Origin of the sequence: Collinsella sp., from assembly GCF_052346665.1 — a bacterium.
Classification (GTDB): Bacteria; Actinomycetota; Coriobacteriia; order Coriobacteriales; family Coriobacteriaceae; genus Collinsella.
Genome location: NZ_DAWDUX010000011.1, coordinates 20576 through 42044, shown reverse-complemented (window position 1 = coordinate 42044; position 21469 = coordinate 20576). Strand labels below are relative to the sequence as shown.

The following is a 21469-nucleotide window of genomic DNA, read 5'->3' as shown; positions in this document are numbered from 1 at the left end:
GGACACCCATGTTCCATAGGAAGACCCGTACCCCCGAGTATCAGATCGCAGGCGATGAGGTCGCCGTGATCGAGACTGGCAAGGGTACCATCCGCGTAAAGCTCGACAGTGATGGAGCCCCTATTCATGTGGCCAATTTTTGCGAGCTCGCCACCATGGGATTCTATGATGGTCTCAAGTTTCACCGCTACGTTCCGGGCTTCGTGATCCAGGGCGGCTGTCCCAACACGCGTGACATGACCTGTGAGCAGGTTGCCGCCGGTCAAGCTGGTCCCGATGGCCAGCCTGGCACGGGCGGTCCCGGCTGGTGCATCCAGGAGGAGTTCTCCACCAATCCGCGCAACAGCCATGAAGACGGCGCGCTCGCCATGGCTCGATCCATGGATCCCAACTCCGCTGGTTCCCAGTTCTATTTCTGCCTTGGTCCGCAGCACAACCTCGATTCCGGGTACACGGTTTTCGGTGCCACCGTCGAAGGCAAGGACGTTATCGGCGCACTTCGCGCAGGCGATGAGATCGTGAAGGTCGATATCGTCCACGGGGCATAGCGTCCAATTGCCCGCATTCGGGCCGTCCGACACCATCCGCTCGTCAAAGAGGAGCATTCGTGAACATCCAAGCTCTTGAACAGGCGCGCAACGCATATCGTACGGGGGATTTCGCCTCCGCTGCGCAGTTGTTCGCCGCCGCAAAAGACCCCTCTGAGCTCGCAGGCGAGGCAGATCACCTGCGCGGCAACTCGCTCATGCGCCTTGGCCGTTATGCCGAAGCTGTCGAGGCGTACGGCGCGGCCCTGCAGGACGGTGCCTACGGCAAGCGGGGCGCTCTGCTTACCAACCAGGGCAAGGCGCTCGTCGCCTCGGGCGATATTCGCTCCGCCGTGTCTGCCTTCTCCGCCGCGACGCAAGATGCCAGCTACGCCACACCTTACAAGGCGTATCTCGGACTCGGTGACGCCCTGAAGAAGCTCGGCAACCTCACCGAGGCGGGCGTTGCCTATCGTCAGGCCGCCATTGACGGAGCCAACCCCGCTCCCGCCGGTGCCCTTGCGAACCTCGGGGACTGCTTCGTCGCGCTTCAGCGTCCGGAAGACGCCATCGAGTCGTATCGTACCGCCCTTGATTTCGCCGGTCCACGTGACGACACCCGTGCCATCAGCGCCGGTCTCGGTCAGGCGTATGTGGCCGCCAACCGCTTCAGCGACGCTGTGGATGCTTTTGGCACCGCCACCGTCGACGGCATCTATCAGCTCACGCCCGAGCAGGCAGATGCCTACGAGCGCGCTCGTGACACGCTATCCGCCTCTTCTGCCATGGTCGCGACCACGAATGCGTACAGCACCGACATCGACCCGCTCGACCCGCTCGGCCAGTCCGGCAGCTTCATGCCCGATCCATCCGATACCGGTTTCTTCACGCTCTCCGAGCAGGAGATGGTCCAGCAGGACCGCGTCGAGACCAAGGTGCGCCGCAAGCGCCGTCACACGGGCCTCAAGGTCTTCATCGCATTGCTCGTCGTTCTCCTTATCGCTGGCGGCGGCGCTGCTTTCGCGTACACGCGCGGTTTCGGTTTCCCCTCGCAACAAGATGTGCTGACCGGCCTGTTCCAGGCCGCGACCGACGGATCCGATGCCAGCGAGTATCTTGCCTCCGGACTTGACGAGAGCCAGAAGTCCATCATCACCGCTTCCATTCCGCTGGATGCCACGCCCACCATCGAGGGCATGGACGCTGGCATGAGTGAGGCCACCGCCACGGTCAAGGTCGCACTCAAGAACGGCGGGGATATGACGTACGAGGTCGGATTCGTTCGTGAGGGCCTGGGCTGGGCCGTTTCGAGCGTCTCCACCGACTTCAACACGGAGACCTCCACCGACTAGAAGTGTGTAAGCCGTGCGTTCCTCATGCACGTCTCGTGGCGGATGGGGACGCACGGTACACTTTTGCCATACGTGCACGCAAGAGTTTGACGTAGGAGCAGACTTGTTTTCTTTGATGGACATGTTTTTCGGTCAGTACGACGGGGATCTGGCGATCGACCTCGGTACGGCCAATACGCTCGTCTCGGTGCGCGGCAAGGGCATCGTCATCCGCGAGCCTTCCGTGGTTGCCATCGATAAGAACGATGAGCGTATTCTCGCCGTCGGTATCGAGGCGAAGCGCATGCTCGGTCGTACCCCCGGTAACATCGTGGCAGTCCGTCCGCTCAAGGATGGTGTCATTGCCGACTTCGATGTGACCGAGGCCATGCTGCGCTACTTCATCGATAAGGCGAGTGAAAAGCGCTACCCCTGGACTCCGCGCCCCCGCGTGGTCGTGTGCGTCCCCTCGGGCGTCACCTCTGTCGAGAAGCGCGCTGTCTTTGAGGCGACCATCCAGGCCGGTGCCCGTCAGGCGTATCTTATCGAAGAGCCTATGGCTGCCGCCATCGGCGCCGATTTGCCCGTCGAGGAGCCTACGGGTTCCATGGTCATCGATATCGGCGGTGGTACCACCGAGGTCGCCGTCATCGCCATGGGCGGCATCGTTGTCTCCCAATCTATCCGCATCGCCGGTGACGAGTTCGACCAGGCTATCTTGCAACACGTCCGCGACGCCTATAATCTCGCTATCGGCGAGCGTACCGCAGAGGACATCAAGATCAAGGTCGGTTCCGCCGTCCCGCTTAAAGACGAGCTCGATGTCGAGGTCAATGGCCGCGATGTCATCAGCGGTCTTCCCAAGACGGTCCGTATTGAGAGCGAAGAGATCCGCCGCGCGCTCAACAAGCCGCTCGACGAGATGACTAAGGCCGTTAAGGACGCGCTTGACGCCACGCCGCCTGATCTCGCCTCGGACCTTATGTACTACGGCATCCTGCTCACGGGTGGCGGTGCCATGCTCCGCGGTCTCGACGTGCGTCTGCGTGACGAGACCGGCGTCGCGGTTAACGTGAGCCCCACAGCCCTCGACAACGTCGTGAACGGCTGTGCCCGCGTCCTCGAGGCCAACGCATTTGATGGCGGTTTTGTTCAAAGCAACGCCTAGTTGCAAGGAAAGGGTGGCTTGTGGCACATAAACCCAAGTACTCCTCAAATGTACATAGCTCACGACAATCAACGGGTGGTCGCCCGTTGATTGTTTTATGCGTCATCTCGCTCCTCTTGCTTACGTTTTACCTGCGTGAGAGCAGCGAGGGCCCCATCCATGCGCTTCGTGGCGCCGCGATGACGGTCACTTCTCCCGTGCGCATGCTCGGCAGCGCCATCGCCTCTCCCTTCAACGCCCTTGGCAATATCACGCAGAACGCGACTGCTTCCTCCGACACGCTCTCTGAACTCAAGAAGCAAAATGAGGAGCTCACTGCAAGAGTCGCTGAACTTTCCGAGGCTCAAGAGACGGCAGAGCGTCTGGAAAAGCTCGTCGGCCTCCAGTCCACGTACAGCCTTGAGTCTACGGCGGCTCGTATCATCGGGTCCACCGGGGACGCATGGAGCAATGCGGTCGTGATCGACAAAGGTTCTAACTCAGGCTTTGAAGTGGGAATGCCCGTCTGCAGCTCCGGCGGGGTGATCGGTCAGATCATCGAGGTTTCCGCAAACACCTCCACAGTCCGGCTCATTACCGATGAGCAGTCGGGGATCTCTGCCATGATCCAAAGCTCTCGTGCCCAGGGTATGTTGCAGGGCCAGGCCGATGGTACGCTTCGGCTGCAGTATGTGGTCGCCGACGCCGAGGTGTCCACCGGTGACATCATCATCACGTCGGGCATTGGCGGCACGTTCCCCAAAGGGCTGCCTCTCGGCACCGTTGCGTCCATCGATCGCGATGCCAATGCGGTGTACTACACCATCGTGGTACGTGCGCTTTCTTCGGCGGAAAACAACGAGGAGGTCTTGGTCATCACGTCGGTTGGCGAGGACCAGATCGCGTCGGAGGACGACGTCGCCACTGCGAACGCTTCACCCCAAGGCGGCTCGGACTCCTCCGATGGCCAGGACTCTGGAGATTCCGAATCCGAATCTTCGAATACGACGGAATAGGGGAGGGATATGGCACTCGAACTCAACAACTCGGGTCGCACGCGCTCGGCCCTCATCGCCACGATCGCCGCCTGCGCCGTGCTTCACCTCGCCATCGCCCCGCAGGTCTCCCTGTTTGGGGGACGGTTCAATTTCATGCTCGCGCTCACGGTCTCACTGGCGATTTCGGGAGATTCCCGTTCGCTTGTGTACATAGGTTTCTTTTCCGGTCTCTTCTATGACCTGACAACCTCGTCTCCCATCGGTTTCATGGCGCTGCTCTTGGCAATCACGGGATACGCTGTTGCTCTCATGTCGCGCGGTTTGTCTTCGGGCTTTGGCATGGAGACGATCCGCGCCGTCGTCCTGGCCGTCGTCGTGGTGAACGTCGTGTACGCGCTCGGCCTGTTCCTCATGGGCGTCGAGACCAATCTACTCCTCTCCATTGGCGTGCATGGTCTTGCCTCCAGCGTGCTTGATCTCCTCGCGTGCGTGCCCTTCCTTATGCTCGGGGGCCGGTCGTCCGGCGGCCACGGCAAAGGCGGACGTGGTGCACGCGGCCTGTCGTACGCCGGCAAGCGCTATAAGAGCTTGAGGTAGATGAGTATGGACGCGCAGCTCATCGTTATCATCGCCGGCGTTATCCTCGTCGTCGCCATCATTGGATCGCTGCTCTTCCTCAAGGGCTATTCCGGTAAGTTCACCTTTGATACCGCCAACGGTACCCGACCGCGCGCCACCGAGGGTGAGGGCAGTACGTCCGGCACGAAGTCGAATGGACGCTTCAAACTGCTCACCGCGGGTGTCGGTGCGGTTTTCGCCGCTATCATCGCCAAGCTGTGGAGCATGCAGATGGTCTCCGCCGACCATTATGACAAGCTCGCGGAGCAAAATCAGACGCGCACGGTTACCACGCCCGCTCCGCGCGGACGCATCCTCGATCGCAACGGTGAGGCCATTGTGGACAATCGCGCTTCGCTTGCGCTTGTGGCGTATCGCGATCTTGCCGAGAACACGGTGGTCGTTCGTCATCTTGCCAACGTGCTGGGCATGCCCTATATGGCCGTACTCCGCAACATCCAGGACAACACCGAGGGTGCCCAGAGCCCCCACACCATCGCGAGCGACGTTCGTCGTTCCACTATTGCCTACGTCGTTGAGCACATCGATCAGTTTCCCGGTGTGAGCGTGGCGGAGCGCACCGAGCGTTCGTATCCCAACGGTACGCTCGCATGTCACGTGGTGGGCTACACCGGAACAGTCACGCAAGAGCAGCTCGATGCGCAGGAGAACCTTTCGGATGAGGTGCGAGCCGGCTCCATCGATTACCAGTCGGGCGACATCGTGGGGCAGGCGGGTGTTGAGTATTATTACGAGAGCCTGCTGCAGGGCATTCGCGGCGAACAGACGGTCAAGGTCGATGCCGATGGCAACGTTACCGGGCAGGCGGGCGCCGTGCCGGCAAAGGCAGGCAGCGACATCAAGCTCACCATCGATCTTAAGATCCAGCGTGCGTGTGAGGAGGGCCTCAAGCTCGGTATGGAAGTCGCCGAGCAGACCGGCTATGAGCCCACGTGTGGGGCGTGCGTGTGCATGGATTGCACGAACGGCGAGATCTTGGGGCTCGCGAGTGCCCCTACCTTCGATCCCTCGGTGTTCGTCGGTGGCGTGTCATCAGATACATGGAATGAGCTGAATGACGACGAGGGCGATCATCCGCTGCTCAACCGTGTAATTGGCGGTTTGTATATGTCAGCCTCCACCATCAAGCCCTTTACCTCGCTTGCGGGCATGGAGTACGGCGTGTACACGGCCGACATGTCTTCCAATTGCACCGGCTGGTGGACCGGCTTGGGCGAGGCATGGGGCAAGAAGTGCTGGCTCGAGACAGGCCATGGCACGCGCAACCTTGAGACGGGAATCCGCGATTCGTGTGACGTGGTCTTTTACGATCTGGGCAAGAACTTCTTCTACAGTGAGAAAAATCCAGAGGGCCTGCAGGAAATGTACCGCCGCTGGGGTCTTGGTGCCAAGACGGGTATCGACCTCCCCTCCGAAGCCGAGGGGCGTGTGCCCGATTCTGCTTGGAAAGAGGAGTACCGCAAGGATTGGAGTGCCGACCAGCGTGCATGGAACGCCGGTGATATGACCAACATCGCCATTGGCCAGGGCGATATCCTCGTCACTCCGCTGCAGATGGCCACTGCGTACTGTGGTCTCGCCATGGGTGGCGTGGAGTGGACCCCCCATGTCCTGCTCTCCGCCGTCGCGCGCGACGGCGAGGGCGATGCGTACACGTATGAGCCAAAGAAGCGGCTGACGGCCGAGATCTCGACGGCCGGGGCGCTGGATGTGGCGTACCGTGGCGTCCATTCGATGATTTATGAGGAATCCGCGGTGACCGCCGCCCACTTCACCAACCTTCCCGTCCAGGTCGCCGGCAAGTCCGGCACGGGCGAGAAGGACGGCGAGGATCCATACGGCTGGTTCATCGCGTATGCCCCCTTCGATGATCCCAAGTACGTGGTGTGCGCGATGCTTGAGCGTGGTGGATTTGGCTCGACGTGTGCCATGCCGGCCGTTCGCACAGTCTTGGGAGCCCTGTACGATTCCCCCGACGACGCCGCCTACACGGCCGGCGACAGCACGAGGTAGGTGATTCTTTTGGCCCTCGATTCCCTTTCGCGTGTTAATAAGCACATGAGCTCCGATAGGGGCGGCTTTCGTCAAAAGGTCAATGTCCCCGTACTGGTTGCATGGCTTTGCCTGCTGGCGTATGGCTCACTCGTGATCTGGACCGCATCGCTCACCATCGCCGAAGCGTCGTTTACGCGCCAATTGGTGGGCATCGGCTTGGGTGCCATCCTCGCGTTCCTCTGCTGGCGTTCGGACTTTTCCGGCCTGGCGGGCATGACCACCATCTTGCTCGTGGTCGACCTCATCGTGCTGTTCAGCCCCTATATCCCCGGCTTGTCGTACAACGCCAAAGGCATGACGGGTTGGATCAAGATTCCGCTCATTGGGTTGACCTTCCAGCCGGTCGAGCTCGCCAAGATCATCACGATCTTTTTCATGGCGTCCCTCGGTGCGCAGTACAACGGGCGTATCGACAGCGTGCGCGAGTACGCCAAGCTCTGCGGCATGCTCGCCATACCCTTTGGGGCCGCCGTCGTCGCCGGCGACTTGGGCAGTGGTTTGGTCGTGTTCTTCTCCGGGGCGTGCATCATCATGATGAGTGGACCGAAGAAAGAGTGGGTGCTTTGCACGATTGCTCTATTGGTCGGAGCCGTTTCGCTCTTGCTCGCGCTCGACTCGGTTCTCGATAGCATGCTCGGCAAGGACGTGCTGCTCAAGCAGTATCAGATGAATCGCCTGCTGGTGTTCATCAATCCGGAATCCGATACGAGCCAGTCTGGGTATAACCTCTTGCAATCGATGATCGCCGTGGGTTCGGGGGGCTTCTTTGGCAAGGGCATCGGCAACGCCTCGCAATCCGGCGCGGGTTTTTTGCCCGAGGCGCATACCGATTTCATCTTCGCCCTGCTCTCCGAGGTGTTCGGCTTCGCGGGGGCGCTCGTCCTGCTTGCGTTCTTCGCCTTGCTCATCTTCGGCACCATTCGCATCGCCCATCAGTCGGATTCATTGTTCTTGCAACTTGCCTGCATCGGCATCGTGGGCATGTGGACGTTTCAGCTCTTGGAGGAGGTGGGGATGTGCATTGGGCTCATGCCCATCACCGGCATTCCCTTGCCCTTCATCAGCTTCGGCTCATCGTCCATGCTGATGCAGTGCGCCGCGTTCGGCATCGTCCAGTCCATCTGGCGCTCACGCGGCAAGGCCCGTTAGCTTCGGACTTTTGCCGCTGAAAGAAAGTAGGTTTCTATGGGTATTCCCATCGATTCGATCTTGAATACGGTCAAGCTCGGTGCCTCCGTTCGCGGAGAGGCAGATGTTTCTGTGCGCGTCGCGGTGTTCGTTGATGCAACCGCGACTCCGTTCCTGATTGACGCGATCCGGGAGGCGTTTGTTCCACAGACCACCTCCGCGCTCGTGCGCGTGGAGCGCCTGGGTGAGGCGCCTGCGTCGGCCAAAGATGACACCGACGTGTCGATTGTTCTTTCGTGCGGCAGCGTGCGTCTTCAGGAGCATGTGCAGGAGCTTGTGGTCTGTGGTGCGCCGGTCGTGGTGCTTTCGGAATCAAGCGTCGAAGTTCCGTTCATTCGCCATGACACACGCATGCTCGGTCTCATCGCCGCCACCGATAAGACGTATCTGCTCGATACGCTCGCGCGTTGGATCCTCGAGCGTACCGAGAAGCAGAGTGCGTTCGCCGCGAACTTCCCGTTCATGCGTATCGCGGCGGCGAATCGCGTTATCGCGTCCGCTTCGCTCGGCAACCTTGCCACGGGCGCCTTGTTCTTCATGCCCGGGGCCGATTTTCCCGTCATGACGGTCGCGCAGATGGGCATGATGCTGCAACTTGCCGCGATTTTCGGTAAGCCGATGCGATTTGAGCGGGCGTATGATGCCGCCGGTATCCTGATGGCGGCTTTGGCGATGCGTGCCGGCACACGCGTGCTGGTCAGACAGGCAGGGCATGCGAGCTTTTTGGTCAAGGCGATGGTGGGCGGCCTGGGTACCTACGGCATCGGCCGTGCGCTTTGCATCCTGTACGAGCGCGATGTGGACTATTCGCGCTTGAACGACGCCGTATCTGGAGCCGTGGGGCGTATGAAGGGCCTTGTCGTCGCCCGCCAGGACCCCGTGCGGGCGTAAGCCCCTGCGACCGGAGATGTGGTCGGGCGTGCCCAAATGGCACCCACGCCCGATACACACCGGAACCCGTGTATCCGTTTCGACCTGTTAGGAGACATCGCCGTGCGCGTTGCCTACGAAAACCGCTTCTCGGAGCTCGAGCCGCTTTTGGCACGCGTCGAGAAGCCCACGCGCTACATCAACCACGAATGGGGTGCTCTGTATAAGCCCGAGGCCGAGCACCGCTGTGCGCTCATCTACCCGGATGTCTATGAAGTTGGTCTGCCCAACCAGGGCATTGCCATCCTGTGCCGTAACCTCAACGAGGCAGAGGGCCTTTCCTGCGAGCGCGGTTACATCCCTTGGGTCGACATGGCCGATGAGATGCGGGCCGCCGGCATCCCGTTGCTCTCACTTGAGGGCGCGGCGCCCATCGCATCCTTCGACGTGGTGGGATTCCACGTCCCGCACGAGATGGCCTGCACCAACTACCTCGAGGGCCTCGACCTCGCCGGCATTCCGCTGCATGCGGCTGACCGCGGCGAGGACGACCCCATCGTCATCTGCGGCGGACCGTCCGTTTACAACCCCGAGCCCCTCGCGTCGTTTTTCGACTGCATGATGATCGGCGAGGGCGAGGAGCAGATCGTCGAGTTCTGTCAGCGTCATCGCGAGCTGCGCGACGCTGGTGCCTCCCGTCACGAGATGCTCCGCGAGCTCTCGAAGATCGGCGGCGTCTACGTCCCCTCCCTCTACGAGGTGCGCCACGACGAGCCCTGCTCGCCTCACGGCTACACGGTCCCGCGAGAGGGCGAGGACGTGCAGCCCGTGGTCTACAAGCGCGTGGTCAAGGACTTCGGCGCCACCAACCCCGTGCCCCAGGCCGTCGTCCCCTACATGCAGATCGTCCAGGACCGCCTGTGCGTCGAGGTGCTGCGCGGCTGCGCCCGCGGGTGCCGCTTCTGCCAGGCCGGCATGACGTACCGCCCGGTGCGCGAGCGCTCCGCCGACCAGGTGGTCTCCGCCGTGACGGGCGGGCTCGCCCATATGGGTTACGACGAGGTCTCCCTCAACTCCCTCTCCACTACCGACCATTCCAAGTGCGCCGAGATCTTGAACCGCCTAAACAGGCGACTAGGCGATACCGGCATCTCCATCTCCGTGCCGTCGCAGCGCCTCGACTCCTTCGGTGTCGACATGGCCGCCGCCGTGGCGGGGGAGAAGAAGGGCGGTCTCACCTTCGCACCGGAGGCGGGCAGTCAGCGCATGCGCGACATCATCAACAAGAACGTGACCGAGGAGGACCTCGAGCGCGCCACCCGCGCGGCCTTCGAGGCCGGCTGGCGTCGCATCAAGCTGTACTTCATGATGGGGCTGCCGGGGGAGACCGACGAGGATATCGTCGCCATCGCCGAGCTCGCCGACCACACGCTCGAGATCGCGCGCGAGGTCGTCCCCAAGGAGCAGCGTGGCGGCATCTCCGTCTCCATCTCGGTGTCGGTGTTCATCCCCAAGGCCCACACCCCGTTCCAGTGGTGCCCGCAGCTCGACGACGCAGAGGTGAAGCGCCGCCAGCAATTGTTGTTCCACTCGGTCAAGAACCGTGCCGTGCGCATCCACTGCCATGACGCCGCTACCTCGCTCGTCGAGGCGGTCATGAGCCGCGGCGGGCGTGATATCGCCCCCCTCATCGAAGGCGCCTGGAGGCTCGGCCAGCGCTTCGACGCGTGGACCGAACAGTTCGAGCTCGAGCGCTGGGAGGAGGCGGCTGCCGAACTCGGTATGGACTTGAGGGCGCTCGCCCAGGAGTCTTTCGAGCTCGATTGGCACCTTCCTTGGGAGCATGTGAGCCCCGGCGTGTCCCGCGGGTTCCTCCTGCGCGAATATCGCCGCTCCCTCGAGGGCGTCATCACGCCCGACTGCACGCGCGAGTCCTGCACGGGCTGCGGTGTGTGCCCGACCCTGAAAGCCGATAACGTCTTGGTTGGTGAGCGCGCATGACGAACGCATCCGAGCCCACGCTTTTCCGCCTCCGCGTGGCCTATCCCAAGTTGGGGCGCCTCAAGTATCTGGGGCATCTCGAGTTGATCCACACCGTCGAGCAGATCGTGCGCCGCGCCAAGCTTCCCTATGCGGTTACCCAGGGCTTTTCGCCGCATATGCGCATCGCCTACACCTCCGCGCTGCCCGTGGGCACGTCCTCCACGGCCGAGTATTTCGACGTGTATATGACGGAGCTTGTTCCCGCCGAGGTCGCGCTGAAGCTCCTGCAGGGCGCTGCCCCCGTCGACCTGCGTCCCCTTGGCGCGGCGTACGTGGAGCTTCGTCGCCCGGCGCTCACAGCGGAGATCAACGAAGTCCACTACCTACTTGAGGTTTTCGTCAACCCCGGGTTTTCCGTGACGGACGAGGCGGTCTCGCAGGTCCTCTCTGGGTGGTATGACCAAAGCGCCGAGATCCCGTATCGTCGAGGCAAGAAGACCAAATCCCTGGACGTTCGCCATCTGCTCAAGGGCTGCAGCCACCGCGCTATGCCCGATGGTCGCATCTGGCTCGAACTCAACACACGCTGCGACAACGAGGGCTCGCTTCGCCCCGAGATTATCGTGGCCGCCCTCGACCAGGCGCTACGTGGCCTTGAGCCGGGCGTCGACGAGGAGATCGTCTCCACCGGTATTCAGAAGCTCATGACTATTTCGTCGTATAATGTCGAGCGCTGCTCACAGCGTATCCGCATAGACGACGCGAGTGAGGTCCACCCGCTGGGCCATGAGCTTGAGGCACCAGAGGGGAGCCTTACGGCGCGTAGCGCAGCGGAGGCTTTGTCGAACCTGTGAATATGCAGGGAAAACGTTGTATTAATCCGTTGACGTGCCACAAACCACCTGATACCATATCCGACTGTTGCACAACTGATGCATGAAGGGCAAGAATATGTACGCAATCGTTTCTACTGGCGGCAAGCAGTATAAAGTCGCCACCGATGACGTCATCACCGTCGAGAAGATCGAGGGCGAGACCGGTTCCAAGGTCGAGCTCGAGGTTATCTTCCTCAACGACGGCAAGAAGATCGTCACGGATCCTGCCAAGCTCGCCAAGGCTAAGGTCACTGCTGAGATCCTGGAGCAGTTCAAGGGCGAGAAGCAGCTCGTCTACAAGTTCCACAAGCGTAAGCGCTATCACCGTCTCAAGGGCCATCGTCAGCAGCTCACCAAGCTGAAGATCACCAAGGTCCAGGCCACGTCCCGTGCCGCCAAGAAGACCACCAAGGTCGAGGAGCCCGAGGCTCCCATCGCCGAGTAGACGCACCATTTGTAAGTAGTTAGAGAGCAGGTACCTGACATGGCACACAAAAAAGGTCTCGGTTCCTCCCGCAATGGTCGCGACTCCCGCGGCCAGCGTCTGGGCACCAAGCGTTTTGACGGTCAGACCGTGAAGGCCGGCGAGGTTCTCGTCCGCCAGAACGGCACCCACATTCACCCCGGCGAGAACGTCGGCCGTGGTAAGGACGACACCCTCTTCGCGCTTGTCGAGGGCAAGGTTAAGTTCACCAAGGGTCTTAAGCATCGCGTGAACGTGTACCCTGCCGTCGAGGCGTAATTCACCCTTTTTGCATTTGCATCTTGAGCAAGGCTCTCGCTTGGTGCGGGAGCCTTGTTTTTATGTGTACCCGCGAGTTCTGCCATTGGGGACGCACGCCTTTGTGGCGCAGTCTTTTACTATGGAATGCATCGATGCGCTGCGTGCCAAAGAGTATGTTCCCATTGGCACACGCGTAGCCATGTTCGATTGATCTTACAAGGAAGGGGCGCCATGTCCCAGTTCACCGACATTTGCCGCATCAACGTCAAGGGCGGCGACGGCGGCGCGGGCTGTATGTCGTTCCGCCGCGAGGCGTTTGTGCCCAAAGGCGGCCCGGACGGCGGCGACGGCGGTCACGGCGGAGACGTCGTCATCCAGGCCGATGCCCAGCTTTCCTCGCTTATCGATTATCGGTTCAAGCACCACTTCCGCGCCGAGGCGGGCACGCATGGCAAGGGCTCCAAAAAGGACGGTGCCGATGGTCGCGACCTCGTGCTGAAGGTCCCCATGGGTACGGTTATCCGTGAGCTCGATCCCAGCACGATGGAAGCGAGCTATGAGATAGCCGACCTCACGCATGATGGAGAGCGCGTCATCGTGGCCCCGGGTGGCACGGGTGGCTTGGGTAACCCGCATTTCGTCACCTCCACGCGCCGTGCCCCCGCGTTCGCCCAGAAGGGCGAGCCTGCCATCGAGCACTGGATCGAACTTGAGATGAAGCTCATGGCCGATGCCGCACTCGTGGGTTTCCCGAGTGTTGGTAAGTCCTCCCTCATCGCCCGCATGAGCGCCGCTCGTCCCAAGATTGCCGACTATCCGTTCACCACGCTCGTGCCGAACCTCGGCATGGTCCGCGCGGGCGAGTACTCCTACGTGGTTGCCGACGTCCCCGGTCTCATCGAGGGCGCTGCCGAGGGCAAGGGTCTGGGTCACCAGTTCCTTCGTCATGTTGAACGTACGGCGCTCATCTTGCATGTGGTCGACATCACGGGCAGCTACGAGGGACGCGATCCGCTCGAGGACTATCGCATTATCAACGATGAGCTGCGCCGGTACGCCTCTGAGCTTGCGGATCGCCCGCAGATCGTCGTGGCCAATAAGTGCGATGCGAGCGGTATGCAAGATCGCGTCCAGGCCCTCAAGCAGGCAGCGCTCGCCGACGGGCACGAGTTCTTCGCCGTCTCCGCCCTCACCGGCGCCGGCCTTCAAACGCTCATGCTCGCTTGCGGTGAGCGCGTGAGTGAGCTGCGTCGCGCCCTCGCCGAGGAGCAGGCGGCTGCTCCTGCGTTTGATGATGAGAAGTGGGAGCGTGCTCGTAAGGCCCGCGACAAGCGGTTCCACGTTGAGCAGGAGGAGCTGGGTGCCTGGCGCGTCACCGGCACCAACGTTGAGCGCATGGTTGTGCAGACCGATTGGGAGAACGAGGAGGCCATCATCTATCTCCAGCACCGTATGGCGCGTATGGGTGTGGACGATGCGCTTATCAAGGCGGGATGCAAGAACGGCGACGAGGTGCGCATCCTGGGTTACGCCTTTGACTTCGAGGGCATTGAGGATGACGATGCCGAGGATGAGTTCAACGACCTCGAAGGCCTTGTCGAGGTTGTGGATCTTGACGATGCGCCTCTCGGCGGCGATACCGAGGATGCTGAGTAGGATGGAGACTCCCAGCCGCTTGCTGCCCTCGCTTGGCTCAGATTCCAAACGAATCTATCGCCTCGGCATCATGGGCGGCACGTTCGACCCCATCCACTACGGGCACCTGGTGACCGCCGAGCAGGCTCGCGAGGCGCTTGACTTGGACCTTGTCCTGTTTATGCCTGCTGGTTCGCCGGCGTTCAAGCAGGACAAGCGTGTGAGTGACCCCGAGGACCGTTACGCCATGACGGTCCTGGCGACGGCGGCCAACGCCGCGTTCTACGCGAGCCGCTTCGAGATCGACCGTCCGGGCGTCACGTACACCGTCGACACCTTGAGTGAGCTTCGCCGGCACTATCCAGATAACGTCGAGCTGTATTTTATTACCGGAGCCGACGCCATCATCGACATTCTGGCATGGCACGATGCCGACCGTCTCGCCTCACTCGCGACTTTGATCGCTGCGACCCGCCCGGGGTACGACATCGAGACCGCTAAGTCGCGCATCGCCGCCTCGGGCATCGATTTCGACGTTCGTTACATCGAGATTCCCGCGCTCGCCATCAGCTCCTCGAACATTCGCGAGCTCGTGGCCTCGGGAAAGAGCGTCCGCTATCTGACGAGTGAGTCCGTGATGGGGTATATTCGCAAGAACGATCTGTACGTACAGGAGGGGAGCGGCAATGGCCATGGTGCATGATCAGACCGCCGAGCTCGAGCGCGTTCGCAACATGCTCGAGGTTCGAATGAAGGAAAAGCCTCGGCGTTATCAGCATTCGCTCGGCGTTGCCCGTACGGCCGTGGACCTCGCTCGTGCCTACGAAGTGGACGAATACCATGCCGCATTTGCCGGGCTTACGCATGATTGGGACAAGGTGCTGGATGATCATGAGCTGCTTGCCCGGGCCGCCCAATACGGCGTCAAGGTGACCGGATCTCCCACGCGCGCGGTCGGCCTGTTGCATGGGCCCGTCGCCGCCCACGAGCTGCCGCATATCTTTGAAGGCATCGCTCCCGAGGTGTGCCAGGCGGTCGCCCGTCATACGGTAGGGGCGATCGACATGACCCCGCTCGATATGGTCGTGTTCATTGCCGATGCGATCGAACCGGGTAGACGTGGCGATTATGCCGAGCGTCTGCGCGCTCTGGTGGGGTCAGCGCCACTGGAAGAACTGTTCTTCCAAACGTTCGCCCAGGGGCTTGTGTATGTTATCTCCACAGGTCGCTATCTGTACCCAACCGCAATTGACATCTATAATGCGTACGCAGTGAAACGTTCGAGATAGCGCCCGTGTGTCATGTGGGGACGTATCCCTTGGCACGCTTTAAACATGAAAGGTATTCAATGTCTGATATGACCGATGCCCAGCTTCTTGAGTATGCCGCCGGCTTGAACGCCAAGCCCGTTGAGGATGGGGAGGGCCCTGCCTCCGTTGATCGCTCCTCCGCCTCGCTTTCCTCTTCTGGCGTGCCCGCGATCGAGGTCGCTCGCGCTGCGGCTGACGCCGCCTCCTTCAAGGGTGCCGAGGACATCTGCATCATCGATCTTACCGAGCTGTCCGACGTGTGCGATTACTTCGTGATTGCCACCGGCAGCAACACGCGTATGGTCGACGCCATTGTCGATGAGGTCGAGGAGCAAGTTGCCAAAGCTTGCGGCGAGCATCCGTTCTCCATTGAGGGGCGCGAGGAGCGCAATTGGATCCTCATGGACTACGGCTCGGTTATCGTGCATTCCTTTACGCCTGAGGCACGCGAGTACTATCGCTTGGAAAAGCTCTGGGGCGATGCTCCCGTCGTCGAGCTGTAGAGCCCTCCGGCCGTGCGGTGCAATTGGGGACGTACCCCACTTGCACCATGCCGGCTAGTCGGTCGGTTTGTTTTGGTTGAGGAACTTGGCAGGGTCGACGAGGTCGCCGTTGAAGCGGGTGGCGCGGCCGAAGCTGACAGCATCGGTACCGAATTTCTCACGCACAGCGTCGAGCGTCACAGCCAGATCGCGCTTGTCGCTCGCCATGGCGCCCCGCTCGTCAACCTCGCAAAACAAATCGGTCTGGATACCGGCACCGTCGATGCCGAAGTCACTCACGCCTACACCGGCTAGGCGCACGTGCGTGCCCACGCTCCAGATACTCTCAAGCAGTTCGCAGGCAACGGCTCCGAACACGTTCTCGTCGTCGGTCGCATGGGTGAGCTTGCGCTGAATCGTCCGCCCCTCGCCGAAGGAGTACTTGAGCTTGAGTGTGACGGTTCGGCCCGCGAGGTTCTTACGGCGCAACCTTCGCCCTACGGATTCGGAGAGCAGGTGGATCGCCGCCTTCACGTCTGTTACATCCGTGAGGTCCCGAGAGAACGTCCGCTCGTTGCTCACCGACTTCACGTCCTCGGGCGCATCGATAGCGGAGACTTCGCTCACTTCCCGTCCAGCAGCGCGTAGACGCACCAGCTCGGCATTGACGCCGAAGATGGGGGAGAGAAGCGTATTCGAGGCTCCAGCGAGCTGCCCGAGTGTACGGATGCTCACTTTATGAAGGGCACTTTCCGCGGCCTTGCCGATGCCGCTCATGGCTCGGACGGGCAGTGGTGCCAAGAAGCCTTCCTCGGTGCCGGGAAGCACCACGGTGAGACCGCGTGGCTTTTCGCGCTCGCTGGCGATTTTTGCCACTGTCTTATTACGGCCCAGGCCAATTGAGCAGGTGATTCCCAGCTCCGCCACACGGTCAGAAATCCGACGGGCGATGGCTATTGGGCTTTCGCGGGTAAAACGTCCAGGCGAGATGTCGAAAAATGCCTCGTCGATGGACACTTGTTCCACGTAGGGAGTCTCGTCTGCCAAAATCGCCATGACCTGCGTACTCATCTCGCGATAACGCGCGAAATGCCCTGGCGTCCAAATGGCATCGGGGCAGAGGCGCGTTGCCTGCGCCGAGGACATGGCGGAATGGACGCCGTACGTACGTGCCTCATACGAGCAGGTGGAGACCACGCCGCGTTTCTCGGGGCTGCCACCCACGATAACCGGCTTGCCGCGCCATTCGGGATGATCGAGCTGCTCCACGCTCGCGAAAAACGCATCGAGGTCCAAAAGCCCGATGGCGGGGCCACTCCATGTGCCAAAGAGCACATCGGAAAACGCCGCAGAATCGAGGGCTTCGTCGTTGCCATGCCAAAGGGGCACGTTTCCAAAGGACACGTCGTCTTCAAAAGAACCGTATGTATGTTCGATATTGCTCATACGATGAGTATAGCCAAAACACGGGATGTACGCTGCGTGAAAGCAAGATTCCACCCTTGCATTCCCGCAAATCTTAGATAAGATACTGGATTGCTTGCGACTTATCTGCACGAAGCCGGTCTCAAATGCTTCCCGTCAAGTCGTTGGGCGAAAGTATTTGTCCTGGTAAGGAATGCAGCGAGAAGCTGCGCAGAAGAAGGAGTTTGCATGGCTGTCAAGATCCGCCTCGCTCGTCATGGTTCCAAGAAGCGTCCGTACTACCGCGTCGTCGTCGCCGATTCCCGCACCCGTCGCGATGGTCGCCCCATCGAGGAGGTTGGCCGTTACAACCCCATGACCACCCCCAAGACCATCTCCCTCGACCTTGAGAAGATCGCCGACTGGCAGTCCAAGGGCGCTCAGCTCACCGACGCCGTCGCCGCTCTGGTGAAGGCCGCCAACGAGGGTGAGAAGGCCGCTGCAGCCCCCAAGAAGTCCAAGAAGCAGCTTGCCAAGGAGGCCGAGGAGGCTGCTCGTAAGGCCGAGGAAGAGGCTGCTGCCGCCGCTGAGGCCACCGAGGAGTAACGGTGTCCGAGGATCTGATCTCCGAGACCTTCGATGACGAGACCGTCGAGTTCGATGAGGGCGAGGAGCTCGTCTCCGATCGCATCGCCGATCTGGTCGAGTATCTGGTCGTCAACATCGTCGATGATGCTGACGGTGTGAGTCTCGAGGTCATCGACGGTGCAAGTTCCTCCACCATTGAGGTGACCGTCGCCGAGGGCGACGTCGCCAAGGTGATTGGACGTCACGGTCGCACCATCAAGGCCATCCGCACGCTCGCGCGTGCCCTCGCCGCTCGACTCGACACTTCTGTCGAGGTCGAGGTCATGGGCTAACGTCGTGACGGCCTCGTATAAGAACATAGCCCGTGTGGTTCGTCCACATGGCACCAAGGGGGAGGTTCTCGTGGCTCCGCTGCGAGGCCTTCCCTTTTTACTCAGCGAAGGGATGCGCGTCCATCTGACACCCCCCGCCCTCAAGCGGGAGCGAATCTCGACCGTGGAAGCGGTGTCCGAGACGGCAGATGGCGGCCGCGTGCTCTTTTCTTGCGCGCATGACCTGGATGCCGCCGAGGGTATTGCCGGTTGCTACGTCCTCGCCAGCTGTTCCGATTTCGAACTCGGTCCGCTTGACGCCGCATTCGAAGATCTCGTTGGCCGATTGGTCGTTGACGAGCGCCATGGTTCGCTCGGGCATATCGCCGAAGTCATGGAGACGCCCGCGAATGACGTCTGGGTCGTTGAGGGCCCCGATCATGGCGAGGTCCTGATTCCCGTCATCGATGATGTGGTCAGCACGATTCCGGTGGAGGGCCCCATTTCTGTTCGCGTTATGGACGGTTTGCTCGACCTGTAAATCACGAGGGGAGTGCTCATGCTCATCGAGACCCTCTCGGTCTTTCCCGAGCTTTTCGAACCCTATATGTCCACCTCGATTATGGGACGCGCTCGTTCTCGTGGCCTTTTCGACTTCAAGAGCTACGACCTGCGCGATTGGACGCACGATCGTCACCGCACTGTTGACGATGCGCCCTTTGGCGGAGGTGCTGGCATGCTCATGAAGGTCGAGCCGCTTCACGACGCCATCACCGACATCTCTTCTCGCGGTGATGTCCGTCCGTGCGTGGTATTCTTCACGCCCTGCGGCGTGCCGTTCACCCAGCATGTCGCAGAGCGTCTCTCAAGCGTCGAGCGCATCTTGTTCGTATGCGGTCGCTATGAGGGCATGGACGAGCGTGCTTACGCCCTGGCCGATGAGCGTCTTTCGATTGGCGATTACGTCCTTACGGGCGGCGAGCTTCCCGCGCTTGTGGTGAGTGACGCCATCATCCGTCTTTTGCCGGGCGCCCTCGGCAATGACATGGGAAGCGTCGATGAATCATTTTCCACCTGCGAAGATGGCGGCCTTCTCGAGTATGCCCAGTACACGCGTCCCGCCGACTTCAACGGTAACGCCGTGCCCGAGGTGCTGCTTTCAGGCGACCATGCCAAGGTTGATGCCTGGCGCCGCGCAAGCGCCCTCGAGCGCACGTGCCGGTGGCGTCCCGACCTGATCGAATCCGCACGCCTTACAAATGGCGAGCGCGTGCTCGCCACTGAGCTCATCACACGTTTCCATGGCTCCAAGGCAGGGGAGGCTTAATGTCTGAACGTCGCGGCATATTCTCGACCATCGCCGAATGGGTTGGCGTCTTTCTCATCGCCTTCGCGGTGTTCGCCCTCATTCGCACCTTCGTTTTGTCCCCGTTTACCGTTCCAACTGGGTCGATGGAGCCCACCATACAGGTGGGCGATACCATCTTCGCGCAAAAGCTCACGTTGAACTTGGGGCACGATGTCGAGGACGGCCAGATCGTCGTATTCGAGAATCCAGTTGCCGGCACCGAGCACGATATTCTCGTTAAGCGCGTGATTGCGCAGAGTGGACAGACCGTCGACCTGATCGATGGCGTCGTCTACATCGATGGATCTCCGCTTGATGAGCCCTATGCCCAGGGGTCGAGTTATGAGCTCGTGACCCAGGCGCCTGGCGTCGAGGTGAGTTTTCCCTATACCGTTCCGGATGGCTACATTTGGGTCATGGGTGATAACCGGGAGAATTCTGCCGATTCGCGCTACTTCGGTCCCGTGCCTAAGGAGAACCTCATTGGCATCGCCTTCTTCCGCTATTGGCCGATTGACCGAATTGGAACCTTGTAGCACGTATCGGGGACGCGTCGCAGGTGGCACGCCATATCCGGTAATCCTGCTAAAATAATCACTTGTTTGACCGTACGATTGAAGGGGAGCAACGCCAAGATGAATCCGAATGCGTTGACGTTCCAGGACATGATCCTCAAGCTCGAGGCCTATTGGGCCGGCCACGGCTGCACCGTCATGCAGCCCTATGACTCCGAGGTCGGTGCCGGTACCTTCCATACCGCAACCCTCCTGCGCAGCTTGGGTAAGCAGCCCTGGCGCGCCTGCTATCCGCAGCCCTGCCGTCGCCCCGCCGATGGCCGTTACGGCGAGAATCCCAACCGTATGCAACACTATTACCAGTTCCAGGTGCTCATCAAGCCGAGCCCCGAGAACTCCCAGGAGCTGTATCTCGATTCCCTCACCGCCATCGGTCTCGACCCTGCCGAGCATGACGTGCGCTTCGTCGAGGATGACTGGGAGAGCCCGACGCTCGGTGCCTGGGGTCTGGGCTGGGAGGTCTGGCTCGATGGCATGGAGGTCACGCAGTTCACGTACTTCCAGCAGGTTGGCGGCATTGAGTGCGATCCGGTGCCCGTCGAGATCACCTACGGTCTCGAGCGTATCGCCATGTACGCGCAGGGCGTCACAAGCGTGTACGACCTTGTGTGGAGCTACCTGCCCGATGGTACGCCCATGACCTACGGTGACGTTTTCCTCGAGAACGAGCGCGAGTTCTCCGCGTACAACTTCGAGATTGCAAACATCGAGATGATGCGTCAGAAGTTCGATGATTTCGAGGCCGAGTGCCACAGCTGCCTCGATGCCAAGCTTCCGCTGCCTGCGTACGACTGCGTCATGAAATGCTCGCACAGCTTCAACATCCTCGATGCACGCGGTGCGCTTTCGGCAACTGAGCGCGCAGCCTATATCCTGCGTGTGCGTACGCTTGCCAAGGCGTGTTGTGAGTCGTATCTCGCCGAGGTCGCCGGTGATGCCGCCGTCGAGGCTTCCAATCAGAAGGGGGAGGTGGCGTAAATGGCCGGTACCCGTGATTTCCTATTCGAGCTTGGCGTCGAAGAGATGCCCTCCGCTCCGCTCAACAACGCCGTCAAGCAGCTCAAAACCCTGATTTCCAAGGGTCTGGACGATGCTGGACTGGCCCATGGTGACGTTCGCATCATTTCTTCGCCGCGTCGTCTCGCTGCATTGGTGTTAGACGTCGCCGAGGCGACGGAGGAGATTCACTCCGTTCTCCGCGGGCCTTCCGCAAAGATCGCATTCGACGCTGAGGGAAACCCCACCAAGGCGGCCGAGGGTTTTGCCCGCAAGAATGGCATGACCGCCGCGGAGCTCGTCCGCCGCGAGGACGCAGACGGCACCGAGTACGTCTTCGCTGAGCAGAACACGCCTTCCGAGCCCGCTGTTTCGATTCTTACCCGCGTGTGCGAGGATCTCATCCCTGCCATTCAGTGGCCTAACTACCGTAGCCAGCGGTGGGGGAGCGAGCATGCCACGTTCGTGCGTCCGGTGCGTTGG

The 21469-nt window shown here is 61.1% G+C and carries 24 protein-coding genes; 23 read left to right on the top strand and 1 reads right to left on the bottom strand.

What is annotated here, in order from left to right:
• The first annotated feature begins 8 nt into the window (after positions 1-8).
• The 16 genes from ACT8II_RS03305 to rsfS all read left to right on the top strand — a co-directional run bounded on the left by ACT8II_RS03305 (position 9) and on the right by rsfS (position 15785).
• Entirely contained in the window at positions 9-548 is a 540-nt protein-coding gene (locus ACT8II_RS03305) for a peptidylprolyl isomerase (RefSeq protein WP_118653905.1), read from the top strand.
• 59 nt (positions 549-607) lie between these two features.
• Complete coding sequence (locus tag ACT8II_RS03300) at positions 608-1879, top strand: tetratricopeptide repeat protein (protein WP_118653904.1); 1272 nt, start codon at positions 608-610, stop codon at positions 1877-1879.
• 115 nt (positions 1880-1994) lie between these two features.
• Positions 1995-3026: a rod shape-determining protein gene (locus ACT8II_RS03295; protein WP_006721158.1), complete on the top strand. Its 1032-nt coding sequence runs from the start codon at positions 1995-1997 to the stop codon at positions 3024-3026.
• 20 nt (positions 3027-3046) lie between these two features.
• Positions 3047-4021 carry a rod shape-determining protein MreC gene (mreC, locus tag ACT8II_RS03290; protein ID WP_294122062.1) on the top strand — a complete coding sequence of 325 codons (975 nt, stop codon included), beginning with the start codon at positions 3047-3049 and terminating at the stop codon, positions 4019-4021.
• A gap of 9 nt (positions 4022-4030) precedes the next feature.
• Complete coding sequence (mreD, locus tag ACT8II_RS03285) at positions 4031-4600, top strand: rod shape-determining protein MreD (RefSeq protein ID WP_294122063.1); 570 nt, start codon at positions 4031-4033, stop codon at positions 4598-4600.
• Between the two features lie 6 nt (positions 4601-4606).
• The gene (mrdA, locus tag ACT8II_RS03280; RefSeq protein ID WP_118653942.1) at positions 4607-6655 is read left to right on the top strand and encodes a penicillin-binding protein 2; all 2049 of its coding nucleotides are present in this window, start codon (positions 4607-4609) and stop codon (positions 6653-6655) included.
• Positions 6656-6664: 9 nt separating this feature from the next.
• Entirely contained in the window at positions 6665-7846 is a 1182-nt protein-coding gene (locus ACT8II_RS03275; protein WP_407496348.1) for an FtsW/RodA/SpoVE family cell cycle protein, read from the top strand.
• A gap of 36 nt (positions 7847-7882) precedes the next feature.
• Entirely contained in the window at positions 7883-8776 is an 894-nt protein-coding gene (locus tag ACT8II_RS03270) for a hypothetical protein (protein WP_443812990.1), read from the top strand.
• A 102-nt stretch (positions 8777-8878) separates the two neighbouring features.
• A complete protein-coding gene (locus tag ACT8II_RS03265) occupies positions 8879-10756 on the top strand; it encodes a TIGR03960 family B12-binding radical SAM protein (RefSeq protein ID WP_443812989.1) in 1878 nt (625 codons plus the stop codon).
• Positions 10753-11592, top strand: coding sequence for a TIGR03936 family radical SAM-associated protein (locus ACT8II_RS03260; RefSeq protein WP_443812988.1), 840 nt, complete (start codon positions 10753-10755; stop codon positions 11590-11592). The genes ACT8II_RS03265 and ACT8II_RS03260 overlap by 4 nt, the downstream gene beginning before the upstream one ends.
• Positions 11593-11689: 97 nt before the next feature.
• Positions 11690-12058: a 50S ribosomal protein L21 gene (rplU, locus tag ACT8II_RS03255; RefSeq protein ID WP_294122069.1), complete on the top strand. Its 369-nt coding sequence runs from the start codon at positions 11690-11692 to the stop codon at positions 12056-12058.
• A gap of 39 nt (positions 12059-12097) precedes the next feature.
• Entirely contained in the window at positions 12098-12355 is a 258-nt protein-coding gene (gene rpmA, locus ACT8II_RS03250; RefSeq protein ID WP_006721167.1) for a 50S ribosomal protein L27, read from the top strand.
• A gap of 213 nt (positions 12356-12568) precedes the next feature.
• Positions 12569-13993, top strand: a complete 1425-nt coding sequence (gene obgE / locus ACT8II_RS03245) for a GTPase ObgE (RefSeq protein ID WP_294158627.1) — start codon at positions 12569-12571, stop codon at positions 13991-13993.
• 1 nt (position 13994) lies between these two features.
• Positions 13995-14675, top strand: coding sequence for a nicotinate-nucleotide adenylyltransferase (gene nadD / locus ACT8II_RS03240; RefSeq protein WP_118653897.1), 681 nt, complete (start codon positions 13995-13997; stop codon positions 14673-14675).
• On the top strand, positions 14659-15261 hold the full coding sequence (yqeK, locus tag ACT8II_RS03235; RefSeq protein WP_294122073.1) for a bis(5'-nucleosyl)-tetraphosphatase (symmetrical) YqeK: 603 nt from the start codon (positions 14659-14661) through the stop codon (positions 15259-15261). Before nadD ends, yqeK begins: the two co-directional genes overlap by 17 nt.
• Positions 15262-15320: 59 nt before the next feature.
• A complete protein-coding gene (rsfS, locus tag ACT8II_RS03230) occupies positions 15321-15785 on the top strand; it encodes a ribosome silencing factor (protein WP_118653895.1) in 465 nt (154 codons plus the stop codon).
• Between the two features lie 54 nt (positions 15786-15839).
• On the opposite strand, the gene dinB is transcribed toward rsfS, so the two are convergent.
• Positions 15840-17099 (bottom strand): DNA polymerase IV, encoded by a 1260-nt coding sequence (gene dinB / locus ACT8II_RS03225; RefSeq protein WP_443812993.1) that lies wholly within the window; start codon positions 17097-17099, stop codon positions 15840-15842.
• A gap of 318 nt (positions 17100-17417) precedes the next feature.
• On the opposite strand from dinB, the gene rpsP reads away from it, so the two are divergent.
• The 7 genes from rpsP to ACT8II_RS03190 form a co-directional block, all read left to right on the top strand.
• Entirely contained in the window at positions 17418-17774 is a 357-nt protein-coding gene (gene rpsP / locus ACT8II_RS03220) for a 30S ribosomal protein S16 (protein WP_006721173.1), read from the top strand.
• A gap of 2 nt (positions 17775-17776) precedes the next feature.
• Positions 17777-18088 carry a KH domain-containing protein gene (locus ACT8II_RS03215; RefSeq protein WP_199588907.1) on the top strand — a complete coding sequence of 104 codons (312 nt, stop codon included), beginning with the start codon at positions 17777-17779 and terminating at the stop codon, positions 18086-18088.
• A 4-nt stretch (positions 18089-18092) separates the two neighbouring features.
• Positions 18093-18608: a ribosome maturation factor RimM gene (locus tag ACT8II_RS03210; protein WP_294122083.1), complete on the top strand. Its 516-nt coding sequence runs from the start codon at positions 18093-18095 to the stop codon at positions 18606-18608.
• Positions 18609-18626: 18 nt separating this feature from the next.
• Positions 18627-19394, top strand: coding sequence for a tRNA (guanosine(37)-N1)-methyltransferase TrmD (gene trmD, locus ACT8II_RS03205; RefSeq protein WP_294122085.1), 768 nt, complete (start codon positions 18627-18629; stop codon positions 19392-19394).
• On the top strand, positions 19394-19951 hold the full coding sequence (gene lepB / locus ACT8II_RS03200) for a signal peptidase I (protein ID WP_294122087.1): 558 nt from the start codon (positions 19394-19396) through the stop codon (positions 19949-19951). The genes trmD and lepB overlap by 1 nt, the downstream gene beginning before the upstream one ends.
• 99 nt (positions 19952-20050) lie before the next feature.
• The gene (locus ACT8II_RS03195) at positions 20051-20968 is read left to right on the top strand and encodes a glycine--tRNA ligase subunit alpha (protein WP_294158615.1); all 918 of its coding nucleotides are present in this window, start codon (positions 20051-20053) and stop codon (positions 20966-20968) included.
• Positions 20969-21469 (top strand): glycine--tRNA ligase subunit beta (locus tag ACT8II_RS03190; RefSeq protein ID WP_443812987.1); only part of this gene is annotated, 501 nt, incomplete at its 3' end.